26 protein-coding genes are annotated in these 26,170 nt (G+C 68.9%); 14 read left to right on the top strand and 12 right to left on the bottom strand.

The window, feature by feature from the left end:
• Positions 1-64: 64 nt before the first annotated feature.
• Entirely contained in the window at positions 65-967 is a 903-nt protein-coding gene (locus tag K5880_RS21320; protein ID WP_297657336.1) for an NAD(P)-dependent oxidoreductase, read from the top strand.
• Between the two features lie 24 nt (positions 968-991).
• On the opposite strand, the gene K5880_RS21315 is transcribed toward K5880_RS21320, so the two are convergent.
• The 3 genes from K5880_RS21315 to K5880_RS21305 are packed head-to-tail and all read right to left on the bottom strand — an operon-like array spanning position 992 to position 2,727.
• The gene (locus K5880_RS21315) at positions 992-1,645 is read right to left on the bottom strand and encodes a BON domain-containing protein (protein WP_297657333.1); all 654 of its coding nucleotides are present in this window, start codon (positions 1,643-1,645) and stop codon (positions 992-994) included.
• The gene (locus K5880_RS21310) at positions 1,642-2,262 is read right to left on the bottom strand and encodes an SIS domain-containing protein (protein ID WP_297657330.1); all 621 of its coding nucleotides are present in this window, start codon (positions 2,260-2,262) and stop codon (positions 1,642-1,644) included. The genes K5880_RS21315 and K5880_RS21310 overlap by 4 nt, the downstream gene beginning before the upstream one ends.
• 27 nt (positions 2,263-2,289) lie before the next feature.
• Positions 2,290-2,727, bottom strand: a complete 438-nt coding sequence (locus tag K5880_RS21305; protein WP_297657327.1) for a YraN family protein — start codon at positions 2,725-2,727, stop codon at positions 2,290-2,292.
• Here K5880_RS21305 and rsmI point away from each other — a divergent pair.
• A complete protein-coding gene (gene rsmI, locus K5880_RS21300; RefSeq protein WP_297657324.1) occupies positions 2,727-3,638 on the top strand; it encodes a 16S rRNA (cytidine(1402)-2'-O)-methyltransferase in 912 nt (303 codons plus the stop codon). The genes K5880_RS21305 and rsmI overlap by 1 nt on opposite strands.
• On the opposite strand, the gene K5880_RS21295 is transcribed toward rsmI, so the two are convergent.
• On the bottom strand, positions 3,635-4,006 hold the full coding sequence (locus tag K5880_RS21295; RefSeq protein WP_297657321.1) for a hypothetical protein: 372 nt from the start codon (positions 4,004-4,006) through the stop codon (positions 3,635-3,637). The two genes, rsmI and K5880_RS21295, sit on opposite strands and share 4 nt — an antisense overlap.
• Positions 4,007-4,184: 178 nt before the next feature.
• Here K5880_RS21295 and K5880_RS21290 point away from each other — a divergent pair, with 178 nt between their 5' ends.
• The 3 genes from K5880_RS21290 (at position 4,185) to K5880_RS21280 (ending at position 6,564) form a co-directional block, all read left to right on the top strand.
• Positions 4,185-4,766 (top strand): DUF502 domain-containing protein, encoded by a 582-nt coding sequence (locus K5880_RS21290; RefSeq protein ID WP_297657318.1) that lies wholly within the window; start codon positions 4,185-4,187, stop codon positions 4,764-4,766.
• Positions 4,767-4,861: 95 nt separating this feature from the next.
• The gene (locus K5880_RS21285; RefSeq protein ID WP_297657315.1) at positions 4,862-5,485 is read left to right on the top strand and encodes a protocatechuate 3,4-dioxygenase; all 624 of its coding nucleotides are present in this window, start codon (positions 4,862-4,864) and stop codon (positions 5,483-5,485) included.
• 29 nt (positions 5,486-5,514) lie between these two features.
• The gene (locus tag K5880_RS21280) at positions 5,515-6,564 is read left to right on the top strand and encodes a metal-dependent hydrolase (RefSeq protein WP_297657312.1); all 1,050 of its coding nucleotides are present in this window, start codon (positions 5,515-5,517) and stop codon (positions 6,562-6,564) included.
• 9 nt (positions 6,565-6,573) lie between these two features.
• Here K5880_RS21280 and K5880_RS21275 read toward each other — a convergent pair whose 3' ends face one another.
• The 3 genes from K5880_RS21275 to dinG all read right to left on the bottom strand — a co-directional run bounded on the left by K5880_RS21275 (position 6,574) and on the right by dinG (position 10,706).
• Positions 6,574-7,656, bottom strand: coding sequence for a patatin-like phospholipase family protein (locus K5880_RS21275; RefSeq protein ID WP_297657311.1), 1,083 nt, complete (start codon positions 7,654-7,656; stop codon positions 6,574-6,576).
• Between the two features lie 184 nt (positions 7,657-7,840).
• Positions 7,841-8,311 (bottom strand): CopD family protein, encoded by a 471-nt coding sequence (locus tag K5880_RS21270; RefSeq protein WP_297657308.1) that lies wholly within the window; start codon positions 8,309-8,311, stop codon positions 7,841-7,843.
• 31 nt (positions 8,312-8,342) lie between these two features.
• Complete coding sequence (gene dinG / locus K5880_RS21265; RefSeq protein ID WP_297657305.1) at positions 8,343-10,706, bottom strand: ATP-dependent DNA helicase DinG; 2,364 nt, start codon at positions 10,704-10,706, stop codon at positions 8,343-8,345.
• A gap of 87 nt (positions 10,707-10,793) precedes the next feature.
• Between dinG and K5880_RS21260 the strand changes: the two genes are divergently transcribed.
• The 4 genes from K5880_RS21260 (at position 10,794) to K5880_RS21245 (ending at position 13,789) form a co-directional block, all read left to right on the top strand.
• Positions 10,794-11,891 carry a patatin-like phospholipase family protein gene (locus K5880_RS21260; protein ID WP_297657302.1) on the top strand — a complete coding sequence of 366 codons (1,098 nt, stop codon included), beginning with the start codon at positions 10,794-10,796 and terminating at the stop codon, positions 11,889-11,891.
• Between the two features lie 124 nt (positions 11,892-12,015).
• Entirely contained in the window at positions 12,016-13,098 is a 1,083-nt protein-coding gene (dctP, locus tag K5880_RS21255) for a TRAP transporter substrate-binding protein DctP (RefSeq protein WP_297657299.1), read from the top strand.
• A gap of 70 nt (positions 13,099-13,168) precedes the next feature.
• Positions 13,169-13,456 (top strand): GNAT family N-acetyltransferase, encoded by a 288-nt coding sequence (locus tag K5880_RS21250; RefSeq protein WP_297657296.1) that lies wholly within the window; start codon positions 13,169-13,171, stop codon positions 13,454-13,456.
• Positions 13,457-13,495: 39 nt separating this feature from the next.
• A complete protein-coding gene (locus K5880_RS21245; RefSeq protein ID WP_297657291.1) occupies positions 13,496-13,789 on the top strand; it encodes a GNAT family N-acetyltransferase in 294 nt (97 codons plus the stop codon).
• 2 nt (positions 13,790-13,791) lie between these two features.
• On the opposite strand, the gene K5880_RS21240 is transcribed toward K5880_RS21245, so the two are convergent.
• The 3 genes from K5880_RS21240 to K5880_RS21230 all read right to left on the bottom strand — a co-directional run bounded on the left by K5880_RS21240 (position 13,792) and on the right by K5880_RS21230 (position 17,869).
• Positions 13,792-14,472 (bottom strand): MarC family protein, encoded by a 681-nt coding sequence (locus tag K5880_RS21240; protein WP_297657288.1) that lies wholly within the window; start codon positions 14,470-14,472, stop codon positions 13,792-13,794.
• Positions 14,473-14,768: 296 nt separating this feature from the next.
• Complete coding sequence (locus K5880_RS21235) at positions 14,769-17,234, bottom strand: PAS domain S-box protein (RefSeq protein ID WP_297657285.1); 2,466 nt, start codon at positions 17,232-17,234, stop codon at positions 14,769-14,771.
• Positions 17,235-17,365: 131 nt separating this feature from the next.
• Positions 17,366-17,869 carry a MarR family transcriptional regulator gene (locus K5880_RS21230; RefSeq protein WP_297657283.1) on the bottom strand — a complete coding sequence of 168 codons (504 nt, stop codon included), beginning with the start codon at positions 17,867-17,869 and terminating at the stop codon, positions 17,366-17,368.
• Positions 17,870-17,986: 117 nt separating this feature from the next.
• On the opposite strand from K5880_RS21230, the gene K5880_RS21225 reads away from it, so the two are divergent.
• The 4 genes from K5880_RS21225 to K5880_RS21210 are packed head-to-tail and all read left to right on the top strand — an operon-like array spanning position 17,987 to position 22,531.
• Positions 17,987-18,952 carry a Bug family tripartite tricarboxylate transporter substrate binding protein gene (locus K5880_RS21225; RefSeq protein ID WP_297657280.1) on the top strand — a complete coding sequence of 322 codons (966 nt, stop codon included), beginning with the start codon at positions 17,987-17,989 and terminating at the stop codon, positions 18,950-18,952.
• Between the two features lie 23 nt (positions 18,953-18,975).
• The gene (locus K5880_RS21220; RefSeq protein WP_297657277.1) at positions 18,976-20,307 is read left to right on the top strand and encodes a sulfatase-like hydrolase/transferase; all 1,332 of its coding nucleotides are present in this window, start codon (positions 18,976-18,978) and stop codon (positions 20,305-20,307) included.
• Positions 20,308-20,334: 27 nt separating this feature from the next.
• Positions 20,335-22,026 (top strand): SulP family inorganic anion transporter, encoded by a 1,692-nt coding sequence (locus K5880_RS21215; RefSeq protein ID WP_297657274.1) that lies wholly within the window; start codon positions 20,335-20,337, stop codon positions 22,024-22,026.
• Between the two features lie 31 nt (positions 22,027-22,057).
• Positions 22,058-22,531 carry an acyl-CoA thioesterase gene (locus K5880_RS21210; RefSeq protein ID WP_297657271.1) on the top strand — a complete coding sequence of 158 codons (474 nt, stop codon included), beginning with the start codon at positions 22,058-22,060 and terminating at the stop codon, positions 22,529-22,531.
• A gap of 11 nt (positions 22,532-22,542) precedes the next feature.
• Here K5880_RS21210 and K5880_RS21205 read toward each other — a convergent pair whose 3' ends face one another.
• Together K5880_RS21205 and K5880_RS21200 are read right to left on the bottom strand one after the other, a co-directional pair.
• Positions 22,543-23,631 carry an ABC transporter substrate-binding protein gene (locus tag K5880_RS21205; protein ID WP_297657413.1) on the bottom strand — a complete coding sequence of 363 codons (1,089 nt, stop codon included), beginning with the start codon at positions 23,629-23,631 and terminating at the stop codon, positions 22,543-22,545.
• Positions 23,632-23,806: 175 nt separating this feature from the next.
• Entirely contained in the window at positions 23,807-25,543 is a 1,737-nt protein-coding gene (locus tag K5880_RS21200; RefSeq protein WP_297657269.1) for an FAD-dependent oxidoreductase, read from the bottom strand.
• A 47-nt stretch (positions 25,544-25,590) separates the two neighbouring features.
• Here K5880_RS21200 and K5880_RS21195 point away from each other — a divergent pair, with 47 nt between their 5' ends.
• Positions 25,591-26,079: a MarR family winged helix-turn-helix transcriptional regulator gene (locus K5880_RS21195; RefSeq protein ID WP_297657266.1), complete on the top strand. Its 489-nt coding sequence runs from the start codon at positions 25,591-25,593 to the stop codon at positions 26,077-26,079.
• The last annotated feature ends 91 nt before the right edge of the window (positions 26,080-26,170 follow it).

Genomic DNA, 26,170 nt, shown 5'->3' with positions numbered 1-26,170 from the left:
GGGGCAATGCCTGCGGCCTGGCGGAGCCAGTTCCGCGGCATTTCTGGACGAAAGAGACCTTCCCATGACCACCATCACCGAACGCCCCTATGAATCCACCCCTGCCCGCAAAGTCGCCTTCATCGGCCTGGGGGTCATGGGGTATCCCATGGCGGGGCACCTCGCGCGCGCCGGTCATTCGGTCACGGTCTACAACCGCTCGGGAGGCAAGGCCGTGGCCTGGACAGCGGCGTTCGGTGGCGCGCACAAGACCACGCCGCGCGAGGCCGCGCAAGGCGCCGACATCGTGTTCGCCTGCGTGGGCAACGACGACGACCTGCGCGCCGTCACGCTGGGTACCGACGGCGCGTTCGCGGGCATGCAGTCGGGCGCAGTTTTCGTGGACCACACCACCGCGTCGGCCGACGTGGCGCGCGAACTCTTCGGCGCGGCCAAGGCCCTGGGCCTGTCCTTCGTCGACGCCCCTGTCTCGGGCGGCCAGGCTGGCGCGCAGAACGGCGCACTCACCGTGATGTGCGGCGGCGACGCGGCGGCATTCGATGCGGTCAAGCCGGTGGCCATGGCCTTCTCGCGCGCCTTCACGCTCATGGGCGAAACCGGTGCCGGCCAGCTCACCAAGATGGTCAACCAGATCTGCATCGCCGGCCTGGTGCAGGGCCTGTCCGAGGCGATCGCTTTTGGTCAGAAGGCCGGGCTGGACATGAACCAGGTGCTGGACGTGATCGGCAAGGGGGCCGCGCAGAGCTGGCAACTCGACAACCGCGGCAAGACCATGGTGGCCGACAAGTTCGATTTCGGCTTCGCGGTCGACTGGATGCGCAAGGACCTCGGTCTCGTGCTCGAAGAAGCCCGGCGCAACGGCGCGCGGCTGCCGGTGACCGCCCTGGTGGACCAGTTTTACGCCGACGTGCAGGCCATGGGTGGCCAGCGTTTCGACACCTCCAGTCTCATCAAGCGGCTGAAGTAGCCGCCGCCTCCCTGCTCCGGCGGGCTATTTCGCGTCGTTCACGGGCGCAGGCTTGTTGGCCATGCCCGCAAGCTCTTGCTCGGAGATGATCTCCAGCACGCGCACCACGCGCGACACACTCGGCGTGTTGCGCGCAATGTCGGTTGCCCGATCGGCTTCGCGTTGCGTCACACGGCCCATCAGGTACACCGAGCCGCGCTCGGTCACCACCTTGAACGCGCTGGCCTGCAGGTCCTTGGCATCCACCAGAGAGGCCTTCACACGCCCGGTGATCAGGGTGTCGGTGGCCCGCTCCTTGAATGAGGGGCTGCTGGTGACGTCGAGCTCATTGATGACTTCCCTGACGTTCTCGACACCAGAGACGATCTGCGTGACCTGCGTCTTGACGGCCTCACTGGCGGCCTCGCCGGTGAGCAGCACGCGGCGGTTGTAGCTGGAGACGGCATAACGTGCCCGAGCGTCGCCCAGCGCGTCCTTCAGGCGGTTGGTGGCGCGCAGTTCGATGCCCTGGTCCTCGAGCTGTGCACCCGAGGTGCGCCGGTCCACGATCACCAGGGCGCCCACGGCGGCGCCACCCAGCATGAGCGGTGCGCAGGCACTCAGCGTGGCGCCCAGCGCAGCCACGGCGAGAGTGGCTGTGGCAACGCGGTGAAGTGTTGCGGTCTTCAGATGGCTCATGAGGCATTCTCCACATTGATGGTTGACGCGGCGGGCAGGCCCAGCAACTGGGCGTCCACACCGTCGCAGATGCAGTGCAGCACCATGTGATGCACTTCCAGAATCCGGGCCGGCAGTTCGTGCGGCACGCACAGGTGCACGTCGGTGTCGCGCAGCAACTGGGCCAGGCGACCACCGCGGGCGCCGCTCAGCGCCACAACGCTCATCTCGCGCTCGTGCGCGGCCTCGACGGCGGCCACCACGTTGGCCGAGTTACCGGTGGTCGACAGCGCGAGCAGCACGTCGCCGGCCTGGCCCAGCGCGCGCACCTGGCGAGCAAACACCGAGCGCGTTTCAAAATCGTTGGCAATACCGGTGAGCACCGCCGCGTCCGACGCCAGAGACAGGGCCGCCAGCTCGGGCCGCTCGCGCTCGTAGCGCCCCATGAAGCTGGCCGCGAAATGCTGCGCGGCCGCAGCCGATGCGCCGTTGCCGCACGCCAGCACCTTGCCGCCACCAGTGACGCTGGCCAGAACCGCAGCGACGGCAGCCTCGACCAGCGGCGCCAGCGACTGCGCGCACTGGTACTTCAGGTCGGCGCTGTCGATGAACTGTTGCTGAATGCGTTGCAGGAGCATGGCGCGATCATAGCGGTGGGGCATGTATCAAAATGCGGCGGGTGCGTCAAAGGCTGCGCGCAGCCATTCGAGGCGTGCCGGCCCGTCGGTGCCAGCCACCCCCTCGATCAGCACCACGTCGAAGCGGCATGGAGGTTCCGAGCCCAGGTGCAGCAAAAAGTGCCGTGCCGCAAACACGATGCGGCGCTGCTTCACGCCGGTGATGCTGGCACCGGCACCGCCCTGGCGTGAGCTCGCGCGCTGCCGTACCTCGACAAACACCAGCGTTCCATCCGGCTCGCGCATAATCAAATCGACTTCGCCGCCGCCCCGGCCCGGGGTCCTGAAGTTGCGCTGCACCAGGCGCAGGCCATGGCCCCGCAGGTGCGCCAGGGCCAGTGCCTCCGCCGCGTCACCCCGCGCCTTCGTGGTATCGGCAGCCGCGCCGGTACTGGCGAGCGCCCCCTGTTTTCTGGAACCCCACATTGTCTGCAAGCTCTCCGTCCCTGTTGGCCGCCGCGCGCGACGCGGCGGGGCACCAGCATTATCCGCAGGGCGCCCTGTACATGGTCGCCACGCCCATCGGCAACCTGGCCGACATCGGTTTGCGCGCGTTGCAGGCGCTGTCCCTGGCCGACACGGTGGCCTGCGAGGACACGCGCCACACCGCCACCCTGCTGCAAGGCTATGGCCTTCACAAACCCCTGCTGGCGCTGCACGAACACAACGAAGCCGAAGCCGCGCAGACGGTGGTCCTGCGGCTGCAACAAGGACAGCGCGTGGCCTACGTGAGCGACGCGGGCACGCCCGGGGTGAGCGATCCGGGGGCTCGCCTGGTGGCGGCCGTGACCGAGGCGGGCCTGCGGTGCGTACCTGTGCCGGGTGCCAGCAGCATCACCGCGCTGCTGAGCGTGGCCGGTCACAGTGGCTGGGACGGCCGCTTCGTGTTCGCGGGCTTCCTCGCCAGCAAGGCAGCGGAGCGCCAGCGCGAGGTCGGGCTGATCGGCGCCGATGCGCGCGCCTGCGTGCTGCTCGAAGCCCCGCATCGCATCGAGGCGCTTGCCAGGGATCTGGCCACGCTCGGCGAGCGCCCCCTGACGGTGGGGCGTGAACTGACCAAACAGTTCGAGGAGATTGCCCGCATGCCCGCGCAGGCGTTTGCCGGCTGGCTGCAGGCCGGCGAGCACCGCCGCCGGGGCGAGTTCGTGCTCATGGTGCACCCGCAGACCGCGCACGAGGACGAGACGAACGGCATCGACGCCAGCACCCTGCGCACACTGGATCTGCTGATGGCTGAACTGCCACTGAAGACCGCGGTGCGCCTGTGCGCCGAGATCAGCGGTCAGCCACGCAACGCGCTGTATGAAGCGGCACTGGCCAGGCGCCCGAACAGCTAGGGCTTGACCATGCGCGCCATGCGGTCAGGCCCGTCGCGCGACCCCGGTTCTTCGCGCTGCCCGCTGGACGGCTCGGGCACTTCGGTGGCCTGCACGTCCACCACGTCGCCCATCGGTCGTTGCGTACCGCTTCCGCCGGCGCCCGGCCAGACGCCCTGCCGGTAGCGCTGCGAGGTCTGCCGGAATCGGCTGAACACCACCGCTGGCGCCGGTTTGCGCCCCGTCAGCAAAGCCCAGAGCGACACCCCGATGACGACCACCAGGGTGGCCAGCAGCAGGCTGAGCAGGAACACAAGGCCGGCCAGACCCAGCACCAGTTTGAGCACGCCACGCAGCACGCGGCCCAAGAAATCAAAGAGTCCGTTCATGGGAGAGAGAGCCTCCTGGCCCCAGGGGAGTTCCGGAACCGGCGCGCGCGCCGGACGAGCAGGCCCGACAGCGGGCAAACGGTGTACAGGTGGGGCCATTGTCACCGCATGCAAGCCGGACGGCTGATATGCTGCCGCGTGGCGCGCACACCTCGCCCACGCAACCCTCCCTGATCCCATGAAACCGATCTACCAGTACTTCTTTCGCGGCCTGATCACGTTTCTGCCGGTCGCGCTCACCCTCTACGTGCTGTATCTCTTCATCGCCTGGGTCGAGTCCATCGCCATGTGGGCCATCCGCCCGCTGATAGGCGATTTCTATCTACCCGGCCTGGGCATCGTGATCGGCGCCGGGATGATCCTGGGGCTGGGCTTCCTGATCTCGCAACCTGCGGCGGCGCGACTGCTCTCGTGGGTGGAATTGCCCTTCACCAACCTGCCGGTGGTCAAGAGCATTTATTCCTCGCTCAAGAGCTTCGCCGACTATTTTTCGCCGGGGAAAAAGGAGGCCCAGCAGCAGGTGGTGATGCTCAAGCTGCCCGACAACGAAATGGCCATCGTCGGGCTGGTGACGCGGCAGGACATGGCCGGCCTGCCCCCCGGCCTGGCGGAGCTGGACCATGTGGCGGTGTACCTGCCCATGGGTTACATGATCGGCGGCTACACGGTGTTCGTGCCGCGCAGCTGGACCACGCCGATCGACATGTCGGTCGAAGAAGCCATGCGCTCGTCCCTGCTGGCCTGGATGCGGTCGAAGTAGAACCCGGCGCCGCCGGTGCCGCGCCCGGTGTGGCGGGCCAGGAACTTGCGATCCGGTTGTTCTTCCAACCAGATCGCCGTTGTCTGGAGACCTTCATGCCCACCCTGCCCCGCCGCCGCCTCCTCATCGCCAGTGCCGCCGCCGTGGCAACCCCGGTCTGGCTCCCGTCCGCGCTGGCGCAGTCGAAGAGCCTGCGTCCGACGCCGCGCCAGTCCGAGGGCCCGTTCTATCCCGTGAGCCTGCCGGCCGACAGCGACGCCGACCTGCTCAAGAACGGCCAGGCGGTCTATGGCAAGGGGCAGCCAGCCTGGATCGAAGGCACGGTGACCGACCTGTCGGGCGTGCCGGTGTCCGGCGCGGTGGTCGAGATCTGGCAGTGCGACCACGCCGGCCACTACCACCACCCGGGCGACGGTGGGCGCGCGGACCCCGCGTTCCAGGGCTTTGGCCGGGTCTCCGTCGGGCGCGACGGCCGCTACCGCTTCCGCACCCTCAAGCCCGTGCCCTACACCGGGCGCACGCCCCACATCCATGTGAAGGTACGGCTGGACCGCGCCGAGCTGCTCACCACCCAGCTGTATGTCGCGGGCGACCCCGGCAACGAGCGCGACGGTCTCTGGCGGCGCATGAGCGAAGTGGACCGGGCCGCGGTCACCGTGCCGTTCGTGCCGGGCAACGACGGCCTGCGCGCGAGCTTCCCGATCGCCGTGCAGGCGTGAAGCACGCGCCTTGCGGCTAAGCTCGCCGCATGGATTCACTGACACAGATCGCACTGGGCAGCGCCGTGGGCGTGGCCGTGATGGGCCGACGCACCGCCGTGTGGAAGGCCGCGCTCTGGGGCGCCATCGGCGGCACCCTGCCCGACCTCGACGCCTTCATCGACCATGGCGACGCCATCCTCAACATGACGCGCCACCGCGCCGAGAGCCACGCCCTGGTCGTGCTGACGCTGGTCGCGCCGGTGCTGGCGTGGATCGCCTCGCGCGTGCACGGCGAGGCAGCGCTGTTCAGGCGCTGGTGGCTCGCGCTGTGGCTGGTGCTGATCACCCACCCGCTGCTCGACACCATGACCGTGTACGGCACGCAACTGCTGCAACCGTTCAGCGACCACCCTTTCGGCGTGGGCAGCATCTTCATCATCGACCCGGCCTACACCGTGCCGCTGATCGTGGGGGTGGTCGCCGCGCTGCGCCTGCACCCCCCGCGCGGCCTGCGCTGGAATGCCGCTGGCCTTGTGTTGAGCACGCTGTACCTGGCCTGGAGCGTGGGCGCGCAGCAGCAAGCCACGCAGGTCGCGCGCGCCTCGCTGCAGGCGCAGGGCATCGTGCCCGAAGGCCTGCTCGTCACGCCCGCGCCGTTCAACACCGTGCTCTGGCGGCTGGTCGCCACCACGCCGACACAGTACCTGGAGGGCCACCACTCGCTGCTGGACGAGGACGGACAGATCCAGTGGACAGTGCACGAACGCGGCGCGGAGCTGATCGCACAACACCGCAACGACCCCTACCTCGCGCGCATGGCCCGCTTCACCCACGGTTTCTACAGCGCGGCCAGCGTCGATGACCGCCTCTACGTGACCGATCTGCGCATGGGCCAGGAGCCGAGCTATACCTTCCGCTTCGACCTCGGCACCGAAGCCGCGCGCGCCAACGGCGGGCACCGGCCCACGCTGTCGGGCTTCAGGCCCGACATGGCCACGGCCTTGCCCTGGCTGTGGCGGCGCATGTGGGGCGAGCGCCTGCCTTCGCCGCTCGTGCCGGACAACGTGCCCCGGCTGAAGGCCGGCTCGACGGGCTGATGCGCGCTTTCAGCGCACCACGGCGTCGACCTCGTGCACGCAAAAACCCTCTGACAGGCCACGTTCATCGTTCCACGGGCGACGCTCCAGCGCCGCGCGCGCGATGGCCAGGCCCATTTCGTGGCGCGCGGCGACGCCCTGGCGACTGAAGTCGATGTCCTTGGCGCCATCCTGACCCGGCAGCGCCGGCGCGCGCAGCTTGACCACGTGCATCACGGTGTCGCATGCAAGATGCCGATGCTGCTGGAGCGCCGGATGTCCGCGGTGTTCCTCGGGAAAGGCGTCGATCAGCCGGTGCACCACATGGCGCAGGTGGTGCAGCTGGCGCTGCCGCTCGATGTGGCTGTCGGCGCGGCTGGCGAACTGGATGTCCTTGAGCCGCTCGTCAATGGCGGGCAGGCTCCGCGGCAGGGGCCCATCGGCGCGCCACAGCTGTGCACTGAAGATCAGCGCATCGCGGCGTGGCTGCTCGTCCAGCACCACCTCGATCGGCGAGTTGGAGTACAGGCCGCCATCCCAGTACGAATCACCACCGATGCGCACCGCCGGGAAGGCCGGCGCAAGGGCGCCGGAAGCCATCACAGCGTCGATGCCGACCGTCTCGTGGCGGCTGTCGAAGTAGCGCATCTGCCCGGTGCGCACATTGACCGCGCCCACGGTCAGGCGGGTCGGTCCGTGGGCCAGCAGCGAAGGATCGAGCAGCTCCGCGAGCGTCTCGCGCAAGGCTTGCGTGCTGTAGCACGACGGCGTCTCGCCCGCCGCCTCGGGCCGGCCGGCTCCCCAGGTCGGCCAGCTCGGCCGGAAAAAACCGGACAGGCCCCCGAGCACCACTTCCAGCTTGTGCTGCGCGCGGGCCCAGTCGGGCAGCACGTCGGCCAGCCAGGTCGACAGGCCCCTGTGCGTCACGCGGTCCCAGAAGTCCGCCATGCGCTCGAGCCGGTGCTCCGGCGGGTTGCCGGCGATCAAGGCGGCGTTGATGGCGCCGATCGAGGTGCCGATCACCCAGTCGGGCTCCATGCCGACCTCGTGCAGGGCCTGGTAGACGCCGAACTGGTAGGCCCCCAGGGCACCACCGCCCTGCAGGACGAGCACGGTCCGGGGTTTCTCGGACCGAAAGGATGGAAACGATGGAATGGATGTGGTCATGCGCGGGCCCTCGATGTTGTGGCCACCGGGTGGTGGCACCGGACTTCGAGAATGGCCCGTGGCGGCGGGCGGGTGAAGCGGGTGCACAGCCTACGGGCGCGCCCCGCTTGACCTCAACAAGGGGGCAGCGTCAGCCCATCAGCATCGCCACGCAGACGATCAACACGCCCAGGCACAGGTTGACGAGCACCCATTTGCGGATCGACGCCATGGCCGCGCCACCGGCAGGCCAGTCGCTGGCGGCGACGGCGAGCGTGAGGCGCTTGTACAGCGCAAAGCGGATGTGGCCGAAGATGGCGATCATCACGATGCCCAGCGCGGCCATGAGGCTCCAGTCCAGCGGCATGTTGAAGCCCAGCCCGGCCTGTACCGACTCCTTCGCCGCGCGCCCGATCATCCACACGCCGGTGACCAGCACCAGCACGATGGCCCCCAGCACCAGCGTGAAGAAGCGCCCCAGCACCGCATGCAACAGACGCAGGCGCACCGGCGGCTCGAGCGACTGCACCGAAGGGCGCAGGCAGAAATGGGCAAAGGCCATGCCGCCCACCCACAGAATGACGGCCAGGAGGTGGACCAGTTTGAGGGTGGCAAAGAACATGGCGGTGGTGATCTCGTGAGAAGAGGGGATTTCAGGCGTCGCTCAGCACGCCATCCTGGCGGCGCTGCAGGCGGTAGGGCGGCAGGCCTTTGAGCATGCGCCTTCCGTAGGACTGGCGCAACAGCCGGGCATCGTAACAAACGACCACGGCTTCGTCGGTTTCACTGCGCAATGCGCGCCCGGTCCACTGCAGCAGGCGCGCGCCAGTGGCGGGCACCACGAGTTCGCTGAACGGGTCGCGGCCCTGGCTCTTCAACCAGTCGGCGCGCGCCTGGCCCACAGGGTCGCTGGGCGAGGCAAACGGCAGCTTGGTGATGAACACCCACTCACACAGTTCACCCGGCAAGTCGAGCCCTTCGCCGAAGGACTGCAGGCCGAACAGCACCGAGGGCTGGCCATCGGCCACCCGCTCGGCATGGCGGCGCAGCAGCACGGTGCGCGAGGCCTCGCCCTGCACCAGCACGCGCTCGCGCAGCGCGCCGTGTTCGCCGCGCTCCAGCAGCCCCTGCGCCTGGCGCATCTGCGCGCGCGAGGTGAACAGCACCAGCGCGCCACGCCGGACCTCGCGCAGGTCGCTCATGAGCGCGGCGAGCATCTCGCGCGTGTAGCCTTCCACGTCCTTCGGATCGGCCGCCGTCTGCACCACCACCAGACGGCCCTGGCGCGCGTGGTCGAACGGGCTTTGCACCTCGCGCGCGGCCACCGCGTCGTCGAACGCCAGGCCGGACTCGTGCAGGAAGTGGTCGAAGCTGCCGCAGGTGGTGAGCGAGGCCGAGGTCACGACCGCCGCGCGCACCTGGTTCCACAAATGGTTGCGCAGCAGGCTGCCCGGTTGCAGCGGGCAGGCGTGCGCCGTGAGCGTGACCAGGCCGTGGCTCACACCGGCTTCGAGCCACTTGGCCAGCGGCGGCTGACTATCCCCGGCATCCTGCAGCCAGCAGGCCGCCGTTTCCTGCGCGTTCTGCAGGCGCGGCGCGAGCACGCCCAGGCGGCTGTAGAGCCGGGCGCAGCGCGCGGCGTCGCCCGGGTTGTCGCGCGCGTTGGCCTTGAGCTGCGTGGCCAGCGCCTCGAACACCTTGAGCAGCGCGCTTGCCTGGGTGTGCAGCTGGCCCACAACCTCGTTCCAGTCGGCGGGCAGAACGCCGCCTTCGAATCGATCCACCACCGGCGCACCGTCTCCCCGCCGTTCGCCCTGAGCCTGTCGAAGGGTTTGCGCGCGCTGGGCTTCGACAGGCTCAGCCCGAACGGTGTTGTGGCCGCGCCCGGTCAGTTGGGCCCACGCCGGCAGCGCGCCGATGCGCTGCATGGCCAGGCGCGCCAGTTCGTTCTGCGCGCTCCTGAGTTCTTTGGCGAACGTGGCGACGTCGATCGTGGGCCGGTATTCGATCGCGGTCGCCACCTCGTCGACCGCGCGCGGCAGCTTGTCCAGCCACTGGCCGCGCATCAGGTCCATCGAGGCGGTGAACTGGCCTTGCGCGACCGGGCCCAGGTGGTGCGCCTCGTCGAACACGAGGTAGCAGTCCTGCGGCGCAGGCAGCGCGTGCAGGCCCAGCGTGGAGAGCAGCAGGTCGTGGTTGACCACGATCACCTTCGCCTGCGCGAGCTTCGCGCGGGCCTGGTAGTAGCTGCAGCTGTTGTAGCTCGGGCAGTGGCGCGCGGTGCAGGTGTGGCGCTCGGCGGCCACCGGGGCCCAAAGGCTGCCATCGGGCGGTTCGTCGAGCCGGTCGCGGTCGCCGTCCCAGCTGCCGCCGTCGAGCGCCTGGGCCCACCGGGTGTACTGCAGGCCGCGCTCCTGCCAGCGCGCGGTGGCCGCGGCCGATGCCAGCGCGCCCGCGGCCTGTGCCGCCGCGCCGGTGCCGGTTTCGGCGCTGTCGTCGCTCTCGAACAAGTCGGCGCCGGCCGCGTCGCCCCCACTAAGCTGGTCAAGCTTGAGGCGGCACACATAGCGCCCGCGGCCCTTGGCGAGCGCAAAGCTGAACGGCTCGGGCAGCGCCGCGGCCAGCGCGGGCAGATCCTTGGCGATCAGTTGCTCCTGCAGCGCCACCGTGGCGGTGCTGATGATCACGCGCTTCTGCTGTGCCAGGGCCAGCGGGATCACCGTCGACGCATAGGCCGCCGACTTGCCCACGCCGGTGCCGGCCTGGACCACCGCAATGCCGCGTTCGGGCAACGCCGCATCATTCGCCACCGCGCCGTCGCCCAGCGCCACGCCCGAGAGCGTGTGGGCGATGTGGGCCGCCATCTCGCGCTGGCCGGGCCGCGCGCGGTAGCCCGGCGCGTGCGCCACCACATGGTCGAACGCGGCCAGCGCCAGTGCTTCGCGCGCCAGCGGGCCGGACACGGGTGCGGCGGCGTCGGCCGAGGGAGAGGAGGGCTCGAGGGTGGGGGTGGACATGCGCGTCGAAAGGGCAAAGGCCGATTGTCCCAGACGGTGCACGCTGGCCATGGTGCAATGCCATGCCAGAACGCCGATGACCCCCGCATGCCATCCTCCGCTCGCTCCCGCACCGCCCGCACGCCCCGCCCCGGTATTCGCCCTGTCGATCTCGCGCTGCAAGGCGGCGGCTCGCACGGCGCCTTCACCTGGGGCGTGCTCGACCGCCTTCTGGAAGACGAGACGCTGGAGATCACCGCCATCAGTGGCACCAGCGCCGGCGCCATGAACGCCGTGGCCCTGGCCGCCGGCCTCATGGACGGCGGGCGCGAAGGTGCTCAGCGCGTGCTGCGCCAGTTCTGGACCCGCGTGGCCGAGCTCTCGCCCTTTCACCGCCTGCAGACCAGCGCGCTGGGCGCCCTGATGGGTCCGGCCAACGACTGGCTCGCGCCCTGGATCAAACCCTGGACCGAACCGATGCGCCGCGCCGCCGACGCGTTCGGGCAGCAGCTCTCGCCCTACCAGCTCAACCCGCTCAACCTCAACCCGCTGCGCGACATCCTGCTGGAGACGATCGACTTCGACAGCGTGGGCCGCTGCCACAAGACGCAGCTGTTCGTTGCGGCCACGCAGGTGCGCACCGGCGCCCTGCGCATCTTTGGCCAGCACGAACTCACCGCCGACATGGTACTGGCATCAGCCTGCCTGCCCTTGCTGTTCCAGGCGGTGGAGATTGACGGTGAAGCCTACTGGGACGGCGGCTATGCCGGCAACCCGTCGCTGCTGCCGCTGGTCAACGAGACCCGTGCCGACGACCTGCTGCTGGTGCAGATCAACCCCATGCAGCGCGAGAGCGTTCCCACGAGCGCGAGCGACATCCTCGACCGCGTCAATGAAGTGACCTTCAATGCCAGCCTGCTCAAGGAACTGCGCACGCTGGCGCTGATGAAGCAGATGGCGGGCGACGCGCCGCAGGCCGGCGGCCCCGCCCTGCTGCAGCGTGTGCAGCGCCTGCGCGTGCACCTGATCGACGGTGGCGCTTCTCTGGCACCGCTGGGCGCGGGCAGCAAGACGCAGACGCAGTGGTCGTTCCTGTCGCAATTGCATGCACTGGGCCGGGACGCGGCCGACAGCTGGCTGCGCGAGCACCGGCACGATCTCGGGCAGCGCAGCAGCTTCGACCTGGCGACCTTGCTGCACGGGTGAGCGCCCTGCCGGTAAATATCGGCACACGCACATGGACATACCGGACGGGGTAGCATGCCCCGCCCGCCCGCAACGGGTCGATGGCATTTTCCGTTCCCGCTTTCATCCCAGGAGTCGTTTTTCAATGGATCGTCGTTCCCTGATCAAAAACGCCGGCATCGCCGGCGTTCTCACTTCCGGCATCGCCCCCGCCGTGCATGCCCAGGCTGCCGTGCGCTGGCGCCTCGCCTCCAGTTTCCCCAAGTCGCTGCCCACCATCTTCGGCTCGGCCGAGAAGTTCGCCGACACCGTCAAGGCCCTCTCGGGTGGCAAGTTCGACGTGTCCGTGCATCCCGCTGGTGACCTGGTGCCCGCCTTTGGCGTGGTCGACGCCCTGCAGGACAGCACGATCGAGATGGCGCAGACCGCGTCCTACTACTTCACCGGCAAGGACGCCATCTTCGCCTTCGGTTGCGCCGTGCCCTTCGGACTGAACGCTCGCCACATGGACGCCTGGATGGAGCACGGCAACGGTCGCAAGCTCATGGATGCGTTCTACGCCAGGTACAACATGGTCTCGATGAGCGCAGGCAACACCGGCACGCAGATGGGCGGCTGGTACCGCAAGGAAATCAAGACCGTGGCCGACCTCAAGGGCCTGAAGATGCGCATGGGCGGCGGCCTGTTCGGCGAGGCGATGGCTTCGCTCGGCGTGGTGGCGCAGAACATGCCTGCGGGCGAGGTCTACCAGGCGCTGGAAAAAGGCACGCTGGACGCCACCGAGTTCGTCGGCCCGTTTGACGACGAGCGCCTGGGCTTCAACAAGGTCGCGCCCTTCTACCACTACCCCGGCTGGTGGGAAGGCGGCGCCGAGCTTGAGTTCTTCATCAACAAGAAGGCCTTCGACGCGCTGTCCGCAGAGAACAAGGCCATCGTGCGCGCCGCCGGCGCTGTCGCCGCGCGCGACATGACCGCCAAGTACGACGCACAGAACCCGGCCGCGCTCAAGCGCCTGGTCGCTGGTGGCACCAAACTCGTGGCCTTTCCGAAGGCCGTGATGGACGCCGGCTTCAAGGCCTCGATGGCCGTGTTCGCCGCGCACGAGGCCAAGTCGCCGGAGTTCAAGAAAATCCACCAGGACATGCGCGCCTTCCAGCGCGACCAGATCCTGTGGAGCCGTTTCTCCGAGTGGCGCTACGACAGCTACATCACGTCGGCGAAGATCTGACCGGTCTGCACCCGTGCGAACAGCGGGGCCCGCAACACGTGTTGCGGGCCCCGTCCTCAAGGAAAACACCATGCAAGCCGACATCCGGCACCACGAGACAGGTTCTCGCGGCAGCTTCGAACTGCAGCGCGAGGGTCGGCGCATCGCCGAGATGACCTACCACCGCACCAGCCCGTCGCTGGTTGTCGTCGACCACACCTTCGTGGACCCGGCCCTCAGAGGCCAGGGCGTGGCGCGCCAGTTGCAGGACGCGATGGTGGCCTGGGCACGAGACACCGGCAACAAGGTCGTCCCGGTCTGCTCCTACGTGAAAGCCCGGTTCGATCAGGATGCATCGATCCGCGACGTGCTCGCCTGATACCTGTTCCCCTCCCTCTTCACCACCACCCCCACCGCCATGGCACAACCCCATTCCGTCGAACACCAGGAAAGCGATTCGAAGGGCGCCTTCTACATCCAGCAGGGCGGGCAACGCCTGGCCGAGATGACCTACAGCCGCACCAGCCCGAGCCTGATCATCATCGACCACACGGAGGTGGATGCGAGCCTCAAGGGCCAGGGTGCGGGACGCCAGTTGCTGGACGCGCTGGTGGCCTGGACGCGCGAGACGCACACGAAGGTCATCGCCCTGTGCCCGTTTGCAAAAGCGCAGTTCGACAAGGACGCCTCGATCCGCGATGTGCTGAGGTGAGCCTAGGCCGCGAGCAGCCCGCGCAGCAGCTCGCTCACGCCGTCCCACACGATCTGCACGCCCAGGCACAGCAGGATGAAGGCCGACAGGCGCAGGAAGATCATGGTGCCCGCCTCGCCCAGCGGCCGCAGCAGGCGCTGGGCGTAGCGGAATGCGAGGTAGAGCACCACCCCGATGGCGAACAGCGCGACCACGCCGCCGCCCATGTTGGCCAGCGAAATCGCGAGCCTGTCGTCGTGCAGGGAGACACCTACCGTGATGGCCGCCGCGATCGAACCCGGACCGCAGCTGACGGGAAATGTCAGCGGGTAGAACGCCTGGTTGCGCGCGTGCTCGGGCGTGAATGCCTCGGCCAGCGCGGTGCGGCGGTCCTCGCTGGCGTGGCTGGCATTGAGCAGGCGCCAGGCGGCCGATGCAACGATGAGGCCACCGCCCACGCGCACGATCGACAACGAGATGCCGAAGAAGTCGAGCACGTAGGAGCCGATCAGCATCGATCCGACCATGAGCGCGAACATGTTGCGCGCGATGCGCCGCGCCAGCAGTGCGCGCGTGGACGGGCTCGCGCCGGTGGTCAGCCCGAGAAAGATCGGGGCGGTGGCCGCCGGGTTCAGGATCGGCAGCAGGGCGGCGAAGACAAAAAGAAAACTCTTGCCCAGTGCCAGCAGCAGTTCGAATGTCATGTAACGCGCCTTCTCAGGTGGACGGTGGCTCCGCGCAGCCGGTCGCTGCGCCATAGCGAAACGGCGGAATTCGACCTGCGGTGCAGGATCGAAGGCGCGGGCGCGGGCACAGGCCCGTGGTGAGGAAAAGGACGGAGGCGGTGGCCCGATGTGTCAGGTGCGCCCGGCAAGCCAGTGTGCACGCGGTGTGCGGCGGGCTTGAAACCCCGCGTGCGGGTGATGAGTTCCGGGGCTGTCAGCAAGGGCCGGCACCGCAGCACGCCAGGGGGCGCGGCCGAGCTGCCGTCGAGAACGGCCTATTGTGCCGCAGTCCGCGCGGGCAACGTGAAGAAGAATGCCGCGCCCTCGCCCACCGCGCCCTCGCCGCGCACCCAGCCGCCGTGGCGTTCGATCACTCGCTGCACGGTGGTCAGACCAACACCCGTGCCTTCGAACTCGTGGTGCGCGTGCAGGCGCTTGAAGGGTTCGAACAGCTGACCTGCATAGGTCATGTCGAACCCGGCGCCGTTGTCGCGCACGCAGAACTCCAGCAAGCCATCGCTGCGCGGAAGCTGGGTGAACGCAATCACCGCGTCGGCGGACTGCGCGGTGTACTTCCAGGCATTGCCCAGCAGGTTCTGCAGCACCACGCGCATCAACCCCTGGTCCGCAAACGCCGCCATGCCGTCGTCGATATGCCAGCTCACCTGGCGGTCGGGTGCGGTGGCGGCGAGTTCGGCCGCCACGAGCCGTGCCATCTCGCTCAGGTTGACGGGCTGGTGCCGCAGTTCAGCACGGTTGAGATGAGCCAGGCGCAGCATGTCGGTGATCAGCTGCCCCATGCGACGGGCCGACTTGCGGATGCGCTCGACATAGGATCGGCCCTCGGGCGTGAGGTCCGCGCCGAACTCGTCGGCCAAGAGGCTGGCATAGCCATCGACGCTGCGCAGCGGCGTGCGCAGGTCGTGCGAGACGCTGTACGCGAAGGCCTCGAGTTCGCGGTTGAGGATGGAGAGCTCATGCGTGCGTTCGGCCACGCGGCGTTCCAGCTCCTCGTTGAGGTGTCGAAGTGACTCCTGCGCGTTGCGCAGGTCGGTGATGTCCTGCACGGTGCCCGTGCTGTGGACCGCACGGTCTCCCTCGTACTGGGAAAATCCGCACTGACGCACGTGTTTGATGCGCCCGTCGCTCATGCGCAACCGGTGCACCACGTCGTAAGGCTGGCGCGTGCGAACGGATTCGTTGTACACCGAGGTCACAAGCTCGCGATCGTCAGGATGCACGATCGACAGGATCTGCCGGAATGCAGGCTTCTGCGACGGGTCGATCTCGTAGATGCGGTAGACCTCGTCCGACCAGGCAAGCACGTTGCCCACCAGGTCGCGCTGCCAGTTGCCAATGCGCGCCAGGCCTTGCGCCTCCTTCAGGCGCGCCTCGCTCTCGCGCAGCGCGGCCTCGGCGCGCTTGCGCGCGGTGATGTCGTGCAGGGTGAACTGCATCAGCACGCGCCCCTCGGACTCGAAGCTCATCAGGTGCACCTCGCCGTCCCACCGCGTGCCGTCGGGGCGTTCGTGCAGCCACTCGAACACGACGCCGCGGTCGCGTTGCGCCTGCCGCATGTAGGCCCGCGCCTTCTCGATCGAAGGCGTTCCGTCGTACTGCCGCGCCGCCGACACGTCCGCGGGCGTCTTGCCCAGGACGTCCGCGCGCGCGGCGTAGCCATAGATGCGACAGGCCGCGTGGTTGCAGTCGATGAAGCGTTCGGTCCGTGCATCGATCACCACGGTGGACACGTGCGAACTCTCGAACAATCGGATGCGAAAGGCCTCGCTGGCGGCCACCGCCGCCTCGTGGCGGGCCACGCGGGACAGCAGCACCATCACCACCCCGCCCAGTGCCACCAGCAGAACCGACAGCAGGGCCATGATCGCGCGGCTGCGGGCCAGGGCCGGTGCCAGTGGCGCCAGCACGGACTCGTCAGCCAGGCCAACCACCATGACCAGGCCGGTACTGGCCAGGCGCTGCCAGCCGTAGGTGCGTGGAATTTCGTCAAGCAGGCCGCTGACGTGGTAAATGCCGCTGGTCTGCTCGGGGTGGATCAGGTAGGGCCGGTCCGAGGGCACGCGCGAAGCCATGGCGTTGAGGTTGTCACGGCTGCGCGCCAGGAAATTGCCGCGCCGGTCGATCAGGCTCACAACGTCCTTGCCGGAGAGCTGCAGCGATGCCAGCCGCCCGGCGAGATAGGTCGTCGACACCAGCAGATTGACCGTGCCGTCGAAACGACCGTCGCGCAGGATCGGCCGGTTGATGACCACGGTCCACTCCTTCGCGATGCGCGAATGCACCGGCTTGCCGATGTAGGTGCGGTCGACCCCGCCGCCGTTGCGCTGCGCCTGGAAGTGTTCGCGGTCCCCCACGTGGGTAGGCCCCCGCATGCCCAGGCTGTCGTACACCACCTGCCCCTCGGCATTGGCGACCGACAGGTGCGTGACCATGCCCGGTGGCAGGGTGGCCAGGCCGACGCGCGCCATCGGGTCGAAGCCCTCGGGGTCCAGCAGCCACTCGCGGCGCAGGTCCTGCAGTGCCACATCCACGCTGGCGATGAGTGCCTCGACCTGGCCGCCCATGGCGTCGGCCAGCTGCAGGCTGCGCTGCTCGGCCTGCGCCAGCACCTGCTCACGCAACTGCGCCTGCGCGCGATCCGACTGCCACCAGAGAAAGCCGGTGGCCAGCAAGGTCATGGCGGCCACCAGAGCGACCAGGTTGCGCCTGCGGGCGTTCACGAAGACCTCACTGACCGGGGGTTGGGCATGGCGTCCTTCAAGGGGTACGGCACACCATTGTTGCGGGCGGCGGCAAAACCCGGGAGGGTATTTTCTCGGGAAATACGCGTACACGCGGCGGCTTCGCGCCGCTACGTCCCGCCGTCGCGCGGAGCAGCTGCCACGGCCACGGCCGTCCCCATGCGGGTGGCCTGCGCCTGCAGCGCGTCCACCACCGTGTCGAGCACCTGGCGCTGCTCGTGCGTCAGGCCCGCGACCAGTTCGCGGTTGATGGCGACCACGCGCGGGTAGATCGCGTCGTACAGGCGCCGCCCCTGCTCGCTCAGGTAGACGTGCACCTCGCGCCGGTCCGACGGCCTGGGCTGGCGCACGATCAGCTTCTTGGCCGCCAGCCGCGTGAGCGTGCGCGAGGTGCGCGCGCGGTCGAGCATGGCGTGCTCGGCCAGTTGCGACGACAGCGCCCCTTCGCTCTCGGCCAGGAACGACAGCAGGCGCCACTCGCGCCGCGTGATGCCGAACTCCGACTCGCACATGGGCACGACCAGCCGGCCGGCGGTGACGTGCAGCCGGTAGAGCCGGTACAGCAGCAGGTCGGCCTGGTGCAGGGGATGGGCAAGCCGGTCGGCGTCGGTCATGGAACAACTCTCAGGGAAAACACCCGCAATGATTGATTTCTGCAATTGATTGTCACTGCATAGCATGGTGGGCCGCACCGGGAACACCCGGACGATGGACCTTCCAGGAGACACGCCATGACGACCCGCCGACGCCTGCTGCTTGCTACCGCCTCCCTTGCCACCTGCGTCGGCCTGCCGGCGCAAGCCCAGCCGCTGGAGGGCCCGCTGCGCCTGGTCGTGCCCTACGCGCCCGGCGGCTCGACCGATCGGGTCGCGCGTCTGGTAGCCGACAAGCTGGGCCCGAAGCTCGGCATCACCGTGATTGTGGAAAACAAGACCGGTGCCGGCGGCCGGCTCGCCGCCCAGCAGGTCAAGAACACCCCGCCCAACCAGAACGCGCTGCTGCTGGGCAATCCGGCGGTGATGGTGGTCGCGCCCCTGGTGTTCAAGGACACCGGCTACGACCCCGACAAGGACTACCAGCCGGTGGCCCAGGCCAGCAGCTACGAGTTTGGCGTGGCCGTGGGCGCCGGGGTGCCGGTGCGCGAGCTCAACCACCTGCTCGCCTGGTTGCGGGCCAACCCCGCGCAAGCCAACTTCGGCGTGCCCGCCACCGGCAGCCTGCCGCACTTCTTCGGCCTGATGGTGGGCGAGAAGGCCGGCGTGAAGGCGCAGGTGGTCGGCTACCGGGGCTCGGGCCCGCTGGCGGCCGACCTCATCGGTGGCCAGGTGCCGATGGCCTTCGACACCTTCGACACCCTCCTGCCCCAGCACGAGGCGGGCAAGATCCGCATCCTCGCGGTCTCGAGCGCGAAACGCTCGCCGTTCGCCCCCGGCATCCCGACCTTCCGCGAAGCCGGCCTGGATATCACGGCCGACGGCTGGAACGCCTTCTTCGCGCCCGCGAGCATGCCCGCCGCCCGCGTGCAGCAGCTGGGCAATGCCATCCGCGAGGTGATGCAGGATCCCGAGACCGTGCGCCGCTTCCAGGAGGCGCGCATGGCCCCGGTGGCGGCCTCGCCGGCGCAGACGCGCGCCATGCTCGATGCCTACCGCGCACAGTGGGCCCCCGTGGTACAAAAATCGGGCTACCAGCCCTGAGCCCTTTCCAGATCAATGCCTGCATGACAACGCAACGTCCCAACATCATCTACATCGTCTGCGACGACCTCGGCTACGCCGACCTCGGCTGCTACGGCGGGCGCGAAGCGGACTTCGGCGCGGTCTCGCCGCACATCGACCGGCTGGCCGCCGGCGGCATGAAGTTCACCCAGGGCTATTCCAATTCCCCGGTGTGCTCGCCCACGCGCTTCGCGCTCATCACCATGCGCTACCAGTACCGGCTGCGCGGTGCGATGGAAGAGCCGATCAATGCCCGCAGCAGGGGCAGCACCACGCTGGGCCTGCCGCCCGAGGTGCCGACCCTGCCCTCGCTGCTGAAGGAGGCGGGCTACCACACCGCCCTCATCGGCAAGTGGCACCTGGGCTATCCGCCGGCGTTCGGGCCACGCCGCTCGGGTTACGACGAGTTCTTCGGCATCATGGCCGGTGGCGTGGACTACTTCACCCACTGCTCGTCCAGCGGCGAGCACGACCTCTACATCGACGAGGACGAGCACCACGAGGTGGGCTACCTCACCGACGTGCTCTCGCAGCGCGCGGTGGACCACGTGCACCAGCGCGCGGCCGACGCGAAGGCCGGCAAGCCCTTCCTTCTCAGCCTGCACTACACCGCGCCGCACTGGCCCTGGGAAACGCGCGACGACGCGCACGTCGCGCCCGACGTGGCGAAGAACCTGTTCCACCTGCACGGCGGCGACATCCACACCTACCGCCGCATGATCCACCACATGGACGAAGGCATCGGCAAGCTGATGGCCGCGCTGCGCGAGCACGGGCTGGAAGAGAACACGCTGGTCGTCTTCACCAGCGACAACGGCGGCGAGCGCTTCTCCGACAGCTGGCCCCTGGTGGGCGGCAAGATGGACCTGACCGAAGGCGGCATCCGCGTGCCCTGGATCGCGCACTGGCCCGCAGCCATCCCGGCCGGCACGGTGAGCACGCAACACTGCATGACCATGGACTGGTCGGCCACACTGCTCGAAGCCGGCGGCGGCCAGCCGCACCCGGACTGGCCGATCGACGGCGTGAGCGTGCTCGACGTGCTGCGCGATCCCTCGCGGCGCTTCGAGCGACCGCTCTACTGGCGCATGAACCACCGCGGCCAGCGCGCCCTGCGCGAGGGCGACTGGAAGTACCTGCAGGTCGATGGCCACGAATACCTGTTCAACATCGCGAAGGACGAGCGCGAACGCGCCAACCTCGCCACACGCGAGCCCGAGCGGCTGGAGCGCATGCGCGCGCAATGGCTGGCGTGGAACGAGACCGTGCCGCCGATTCCGGCCGACGCCACGGTGAGCCTGGGTTATTCCGCCAAGGACATGCCACAACGCTGAACGGGCTGCGCCAAGTACGATCAGGGCATGTCCCGCGCCAAACGCCTGCTGCCCTTCCTGAACTGGCCGCGCCCTGACGCGGCCTTGCTGCGTGGCGAGGCGATGGCCGGGCTCACGGTGGGTCTCATGGTGATACCCCAGGGCGTAGCGTATGCGGCGCTGGCCGGCATGCCGCTGGTCACGGGCATCTACGCCTCGCTGCTGCCGGCGCTGATCGCGGTGCTGTTCAGTGCCTCGCCGCGCCTGTCCGTCGGCCCCACCGCCCTGACCTGCCTGCTGGTGGGCGCCTCGCTCACCGGCCTGGCCGAACCCGGCAGCGCGCAGTGGATTGCGCTGGCGGTCTGGCTGGCCCTGCTATCGGGGCTGCTGCAGATCGTGCTCGGATTCGTGCGATTCGGCTGGCTGCTCAACCTGGTGAACTCACCCGTGCTCATGGCCTTCACGCAGGCCGCGGCCGTGCTCATCATCGCCTCGCAGCTGCCCGCGCTGCTGGGCTTCGCCGACTGGGACGCGCTGCCGCAGTTCCAGATTCACTGGCCCGCGCTGGCCTTCGGCGTGGTCAGCTTCGCGCTGCTGGTGCTCGCGCGCCGCTGGCGGCCGGGTTTTCCCACCGTGCTCGCGGTGGTGGTGGCCAGCGCCGCCCTCAGCGCGGTGACCGGTTTCGAGGCGCGCGGCGGCGCGGTCATCGGCAGCCTGCCGCAGGGCCTGCCGGCCCTCTACCTGCCCGACTGGCCGGGCTGGCGCACGCTGGGCCAGCTGGTGCTGCCCACGCTCGTGATCACGCTGGTGAGCTTCCTGGAGACGGCCTCCAGCGCCAAGGTGGACAGCGGCCAGCGAGGCCAGCGCTGGGACCGCGACCAGGACCTGATCGGCCAGGGTCTGGCCAAGCTGGCATCCGGGTTCAGCGGCGCCTTTCCCACCAGTTCCTCGTTCTCGCGCTCGGCGCTCAACCTGTACGCCGGCGCGCGCACCGGCTGGGCCACCGTGTTTTCGGTGGGCGTGGTCGTCGTCACGCTGCTGCTGTTCGTGCCCCTGCTGCACCACGTGCCGCTGGCCGTGCTGGCGGCCATCGTGCTGGTGGCCGTGATGGGCCTGATCAAGCCACGCGCCTTCCTGCAGCTGTGGACGATCTCGCGCGTGGAAGCCGTGACCGCCGGCGTCACCTTCGCGGTGACGGTGCTGGCCGCGCCGCGCCTGTACTGGGGCGTTCTGGCCGGCGTGCTGATGGCGCTGTCGCACTTTCTGTTCATGCGGCTGCACCCGCGCATCATCGAAGTCGGCCTGCATCCGGACGGCAGCCTGCGCGACCGCCACCTGTGGAAGCTCGATCCTCTGGCGCCTGACCTGTACGCACTGCGCATGGACGCCGCGCTCGATTTCGCCACCGCCAACGGCTTCGAGCGCGCGATCACCGAACACGTGGCCACCCGTCCGGGCACGCGCCACGTGATGCTGGTTGCGCACCCGATCAACTGGATCGACGCCACCGGCGTCGAGGCCTTCGGCCGCGTGCGCGAACAGCTCGACGACCGCCGCATCGAGTTCCACCTGGTCGGCATCAAGCTGCCGGTGGAGAACGTGCTGCGCCTGGCCGGCCACCTGGAAGAAGGTCCGCGCCTGCACATGTACCGCACCGAGGCCGAGGGCCTGCGGGCGATGACCGCCCTGGCCGAGGCCGCCGAGGCCGCCGAGGCCGCAGCGCAACCCGACCCTGCCTGACACCCTCACGTCAAGACAAGAGGCCCACGCCATGGAACTGCCCCGACACCAGCTCAGCATGACCGTGCTGATGACGCCCGACACCGCCAACTTCTCGGGCAAGGTGCATGGCGGCAACGTGCTCAAGCTGCTCGACCAGGTCGCCTTCGCTTGTGCCAGCCGCTATGCATCGTCCTACGTGGTCACGCTCAGCGTGGACCAGGTGATGTTCCGCCAGCCCATCCACGTGGGCGAGCTGCTCACCTTCCTGGCGGCGGTCAATCACACCGGCACTTCGTCGATGGAGGTCGGCATCAAGGTGATCGCGGAGAACATCCGCACGCAGGCGCAGCGCCACGTCAACAGCTGCTTCTTCACCATGGTGGCCATGGACGACGCGGGCAAGCCCCAGCCCGTGCCGCCGCTGACGCCGGCCACGCCCGACGAACACCGCCGCCACGCCGCGGCCGCGCTGCGCAAGGCCATGCGCCAGGAAATGGAGCAGCGCTACGCGGCGATCCGCTGAGCGCTACTGGCTCATGTCCTCACTTTGCCGTCGCCCGTGAGCATGGAGAGCTCGGCGAAGCGCGAGGCCACATGGTCGTTCGGGCCGAGCGATATCTGGAAGCCCCCGAAGGACTGCTCACCGATGGCCTCCATGCCACTGATGAAGCCGTCGCGCGTGACGTTCTTGCCCGGGGCGCGGCGCAGGCCCTCGGCGAACAGCTTGGCCGAGAGGAAGCCTTCCATGCTGGAGAAGTTCGGCTGCACCTTGTTGCCGCCCTTGCCGATCAGTTCCAGGAACTCGCGCGTGATCGGTTTGGACGCGCTGTAGGGAGTGGGCACCACCTGGGAGACCACCACGCCGGCGCCGTCCTTGCCGAGCTCGTCGGCCAGGGCCTGCGTGCCGACGAAGGACACGTTGTAGAAGGTGCCACCGTAGCCGGCCGCGCGCGCGGCGCGGATGTAAGCCGCGCACGACTTGTAGGCGCTGATCTGCACCACCGCGTCGGGCTTGGCCGCGTTGATGGTGGCCACGGCGGCGGCCACGTCCACCGAGTTGCGTTCCACCGTGGCCGTGGCCACTGGCTGCAGCTTGCGCTCGGCCAGCGCCAGCGTGGTGCCGTCCAGGCCGGCCTTGCCGTAGCTGTCGTTCTGGTGGAACACCGCGATCTTGTTCAGGCCGAGGTTGGTGAGCTGGCGCACGATCAGCGCGGTTTCGTCGTTGTAGGAGGCGCGCAGGTGGAAGGCGAGCTTGTTGAACGGCTGGCGCAGGCCCATGGCGCCGGTGAAGGGCGCCACGAACGGTGTCTGGCCCTTGATGGCCAGCGGCAGCGCGGCCAGGCTGGTGGGGGTGCCGATGTACCCGAACAGCGCGAACACGTCGGCCGACAGCAGTTTGGTGGTGTTCTCGGCGCAGCGGTCGGGCTCGTAGCCGTCGTCGAGCTGCACGATCTCGATGCGCTGACCGCCCACGCCGCCTTGCGCGTTGAGATGGTCGAAGTACAGCTTGGCGCCGGCATGGAACTGGATGCCCAGCTGCGCCGCCGGGCCGGTGAACGCGGCAGACTGGCCCAGCACGATGCGGTTGCCCGACTGGGCGCGGAGGGCGGGGGCGCCCAGCATCGCAGCACCGGCAACGAAGCCGGTGAACGCGCGGCGCGAGATTCGGGGGGTGGACTTCGTGGGGATCATTCGGGCTCCAGCGCAAGAGGAATGCCAAGGCGCCACAGCATGTGTGACGAAAGGTTTCCATGCTATCGGGTACCCACTCGGGTACCGTTTCACTGGGCGCCCGGATTCAACCGCTCATCGGTCGCCGAGCGGTTGCGGGCTGGCCAGCCCTGCCTCGCGCGGTGCCAGCCGCGACCCGCATCCAGACGGCTACCGCGTCCGGCACCTCGTGGCCGCGCCACGCAATCATCTGGTCCGGCCGCACCAGCAACAGGCCGTGTTGCAGCAGATCGCCCACCTCGGCCGGGTCCAGCATCAACGTTTTCACATCAAGCCCGGCCGCGTTGCCGGCGTCCACCAGTTGCCGCGCGGTGGCCTCGCGGCCCGTGGGCCCCAGCACCGTCCATTCGAAACCCAGCAGGTCGTACAGCGAGCGCTCGCCCGGCAGCCAGCGGTGGGGCAGGCGTCCGCCCGGGTGGGTGGAAGGAACGTACTCGTTGGCCTGGTCGGGCGGCACGTCCGCCGGATCGCTGAACACGAGCGGCGAGGCGTCGCAGCGTTCCCCGAAGGTCACGCCGGGGATGTTGAACTCCTTGCGCACATGCGCGCCCAGCACCTCGCTGGCCTGCGCGCGCAGCCGCTCGCCTGCAGTGCCATCGACCTCCAGCGCGGCCGTCACTTCGAACAGCCCCACCGAATCGGCGAACTCGCGCGCATAGGCCGTGTTGCGCTGCCCGATCGGCCGGCGCTCCAGTTCGTAGCTGTCCAGCAGCGCAGGGCGGGCCTGACCCTTGAGCACGGTCGCCAGCTTCCAGCCCAGGTTCACCGCATCGCCGACCGCCGTGTTGTAGCCCAGGCCACCGGTGGGCGTGAACAGGTGCGCCGCATCGCCCGCGATGAACACACGCCCCTGCTGGTAGCGCTCGGCCACCAGCGAGTGGCCAGCGATCCAGGTGCCGGTGGACAGGATCTCGATGTCGATGTCCATGCCGCTGGCCTCGGCAAAGATGCGGCGCGCATCGTCGTGCGTCCAGTCCTCGGGTGTCTCGTGCGGGTGCACGGCGGCGTGGAAGGCGAACTCGCCTCGTCCGTCCACCGAGGCCATGAACACGCGCCGCTCGTGGTTGACCGACACATACATCCACGCGATGTCGTGCGGGAAGCGCTGGTAGAAGGCCGGCGCGCGCAGGTAGATCGCGAACATTTTGCCGCCCATGAACTGCCGCTGCAGGCCGGCCGCGCCCACCATGCCGATGCCCAGTGCGGCACGCACGCCGCTGCGCGCGCCGTCTGCGCCCACGAGGTAGCGCGCGCGCACCGTGACCGGCGCACCGCCCGCGGTCGGCGCGACCTGGGCCACCACCGCGTCGCCGGTGTCTTCGAACGAACCGAGCCGCCAGCCGAAGCCGATGCGCCGGCCCGTGCGCTGCTCGGCGTGTTCGCACAGTACCGCCTCCACGTACTTCTGCGAGACCCGGTGCGGCAGCTCGGCCGCGCTCCACGAGCCGGACAGCGTCTTGACCTGCTCGCTCGCCTGCGCGGCGGTGGGCAGGCGCAGGCGCGCCAGCTCGTGCCTTGCGAAGCGGGTGAAATAGGCAATGTCCGTCGGGTGGTCGCCCGGCAGCCCCATCGCGCGCACCTTCTGCGCGATGCCGATGCGGCGAAAGTGCTCCATGGTGCGCGCCTGTGTGGCGTTGGCCTGGGGGTTGAAGGCCGTCGTGGCCTTCGGATCCACCACCAGGCAGGCTACATTGCGCAGACCCAGCTCGTTGGCCAGCATCAGGCCGCAAGGCCCGGCACCGGCAACCAGCACGTCCACCACCAGATCCCGGCCCTCTGCCTGCGCCCGCTCCAGGGTCATCATCCTTGTCTCCGATTTAGTTAGGCAACCTAAGCAAAATCATTGTACGCATGAAAGCCGACATCCGACAACCCCGCCGCGCCGCGCCCGATGCCTGGCGCCAGGTCAATGCGGGCCGCGTGCTGGGCGACGCCGTCACCCGCTTCGAGTCGCGCGTGCTCGAACTCATGGCCACCGCCGGCCACGCCCAGACGCGGCTCTCGCATGTGAATCTCACGCGCCACCTCGACCTTGATGGCACCCGCATCACCGAGCTGGCGCGCCGCGCGCGCATGACCAACGCCGCCATGACCGAGCTGATCGACCAGTGTGAAGTGCTGGGCCTCGTCGTGCGCGAGGTCGACCCCGGTGACAAGCGCGCCCGCACGGTGCAGTTCACCGCCGCGGGGCGCGAATGGCTCGCGGCCTTCGGCAAGGCCGTGAAGAAGGCCGAACGGGAACTGCTGAAGGAAATCGGCCCTGAAGCAGCGGAGGTGCTGCTGCAGGGCCTGGCGCGTTACGCGGAGACGGTGGATTCGATCCACGTCGGTCGACGCTGACGCTCTTGCGTCGGCTCGCCGAGGTGACCGCCGCTTTCAGAACAGCAACCCGTCGGGCATTCGCAGGTTCAGAACCTGCACCATCAACAGG

Source organism: Hydrogenophaga sp. (genome assembly GCF_025699295.1).
Taxonomy (GTDB): Bacteria; Pseudomonadota; Gammaproteobacteria; order Burkholderiales; family Burkholderiaceae_C; genus Hydrogenophaga.
This window is presented reverse-complemented; position numbering and strand designations above follow the sequence as displayed.

Coding starts and splice junctions, on each gene's coding strand:
- K5880_RS21230 (WP_297657283.1), bottom strand. CDS start 17,869: ATGACCGACGCCGACCGGCTTGCCCATCCCCTGCACCAGGCCGACCTG.
- K5880_RS21310 (WP_297657330.1), bottom strand. CDS start 2,262: ATGCTCCTGCAACGCATTCAGCAACAGTTCATCGACAGCGCCGACCTG.
- K5880_RS21245 (WP_297657291.1), top strand. CDS start 13,496: ATGGCACAACCCCATTCCGTCGAACACCAGGAAAGCGATTCGAAGGGC.
- dinG (WP_297657305.1), bottom strand. CDS start 10,706: ATGTCCACCCCCACCCTCGAGCCCTCCTCTCCCTCGGCCGACGCCGCC.
- K5880_RS21285 (WP_297657315.1), top strand. CDS start 4,862: ATGCCCACCCTGCCCCGCCGCCGCCTCCTCATCGCCAGTGCCGCCGCC.
- K5880_RS21320 (WP_297657336.1), top strand. CDS start 65: ATGACCACCATCACCGAACGCCCCTATGAATCCACCCCTGCCCGCAAA.
- K5880_RS21195 (WP_297657266.1), top strand. CDS start 25,591: ATGAAAGCCGACATCCGACAACCCCGCCGCGCCGCGCCCGATGCCTGG.
- K5880_RS21280 (WP_297657312.1), top strand. CDS start 5,515: ATGGATTCACTGACACAGATCGCACTGGGCAGCGCCGTGGGCGTGGCC.
- K5880_RS21210 (WP_297657271.1), top strand. CDS start 22,058: ATGGAACTGCCCCGACACCAGCTCAGCATGACCGTGCTGATGACGCCC.
- K5880_RS21200 (WP_297657269.1), bottom strand. CDS start 25,543: ATGATGACCCTGGAGCGGGCGCAGGCAGAGGGCCGGGATCTGGTGGTG.
- K5880_RS21250 (WP_297657296.1), top strand. CDS start 13,169: ATGCAAGCCGACATCCGGCACCACGAGACAGGTTCTCGCGGCAGCTTC.
- K5880_RS21225 (WP_297657280.1), top strand. CDS start 17,987: ATGACGACCCGCCGACGCCTGCTGCTTGCTACCGCCTCCCTTGCCACC.
- K5880_RS21305 (WP_297657327.1), bottom strand. CDS start 2,727: ATGTGGGGTTCCAGAAAACAGGGGGCGCTCGCCAGTACCGGCGCGGCT.
- K5880_RS21260 (WP_297657302.1), top strand. CDS start 10,794: ATGCCATCCTCCGCTCGCTCCCGCACCGCCCGCACGCCCCGCCCCGGT.
- K5880_RS21290 (WP_297657318.1), top strand. CDS start 4,185: ATGAAACCGATCTACCAGTACTTCTTTCGCGGCCTGATCACGTTTCTG.
- K5880_RS21205 (WP_297657413.1), bottom strand. CDS start 23,631: ATGCTGGGCGCCCCCGCCCTCCGCGCCCAGTCGGGCAACCGCATCGTG.
- K5880_RS21220 (WP_297657277.1), top strand. CDS start 18,976: ATGACAACGCAACGTCCCAACATCATCTACATCGTCTGCGACGACCTC.
- K5880_RS21215 (WP_297657274.1), top strand. CDS start 20,335: ATGTCCCGCGCCAAACGCCTGCTGCCCTTCCTGAACTGGCCGCGCCCT.
- K5880_RS21270 (WP_297657308.1), bottom strand. CDS start 8,311: ATGTTCTTTGCCACCCTCAAACTGGTCCACCTCCTGGCCGTCATTCTG.
- K5880_RS21240 (WP_297657288.1), bottom strand. CDS start 14,472: ATGACATTCGAACTGCTGCTGGCACTGGGCAAGAGTTTTCTTTTTGTC.
- K5880_RS21315 (WP_297657333.1), bottom strand. CDS start 1,645: ATGAGCCATCTGAAGACCGCAACACTTCACCGCGTTGCCACAGCCACT.
- K5880_RS21295 (WP_297657321.1), bottom strand. CDS start 4,006: ATGAACGGACTCTTTGATTTCTTGGGCCGCGTGCTGCGTGGCGTGCTC.
- dctP (WP_297657299.1), top strand. CDS start 12,016: ATGGATCGTCGTTCCCTGATCAAAAACGCCGGCATCGCCGGCGTTCTC.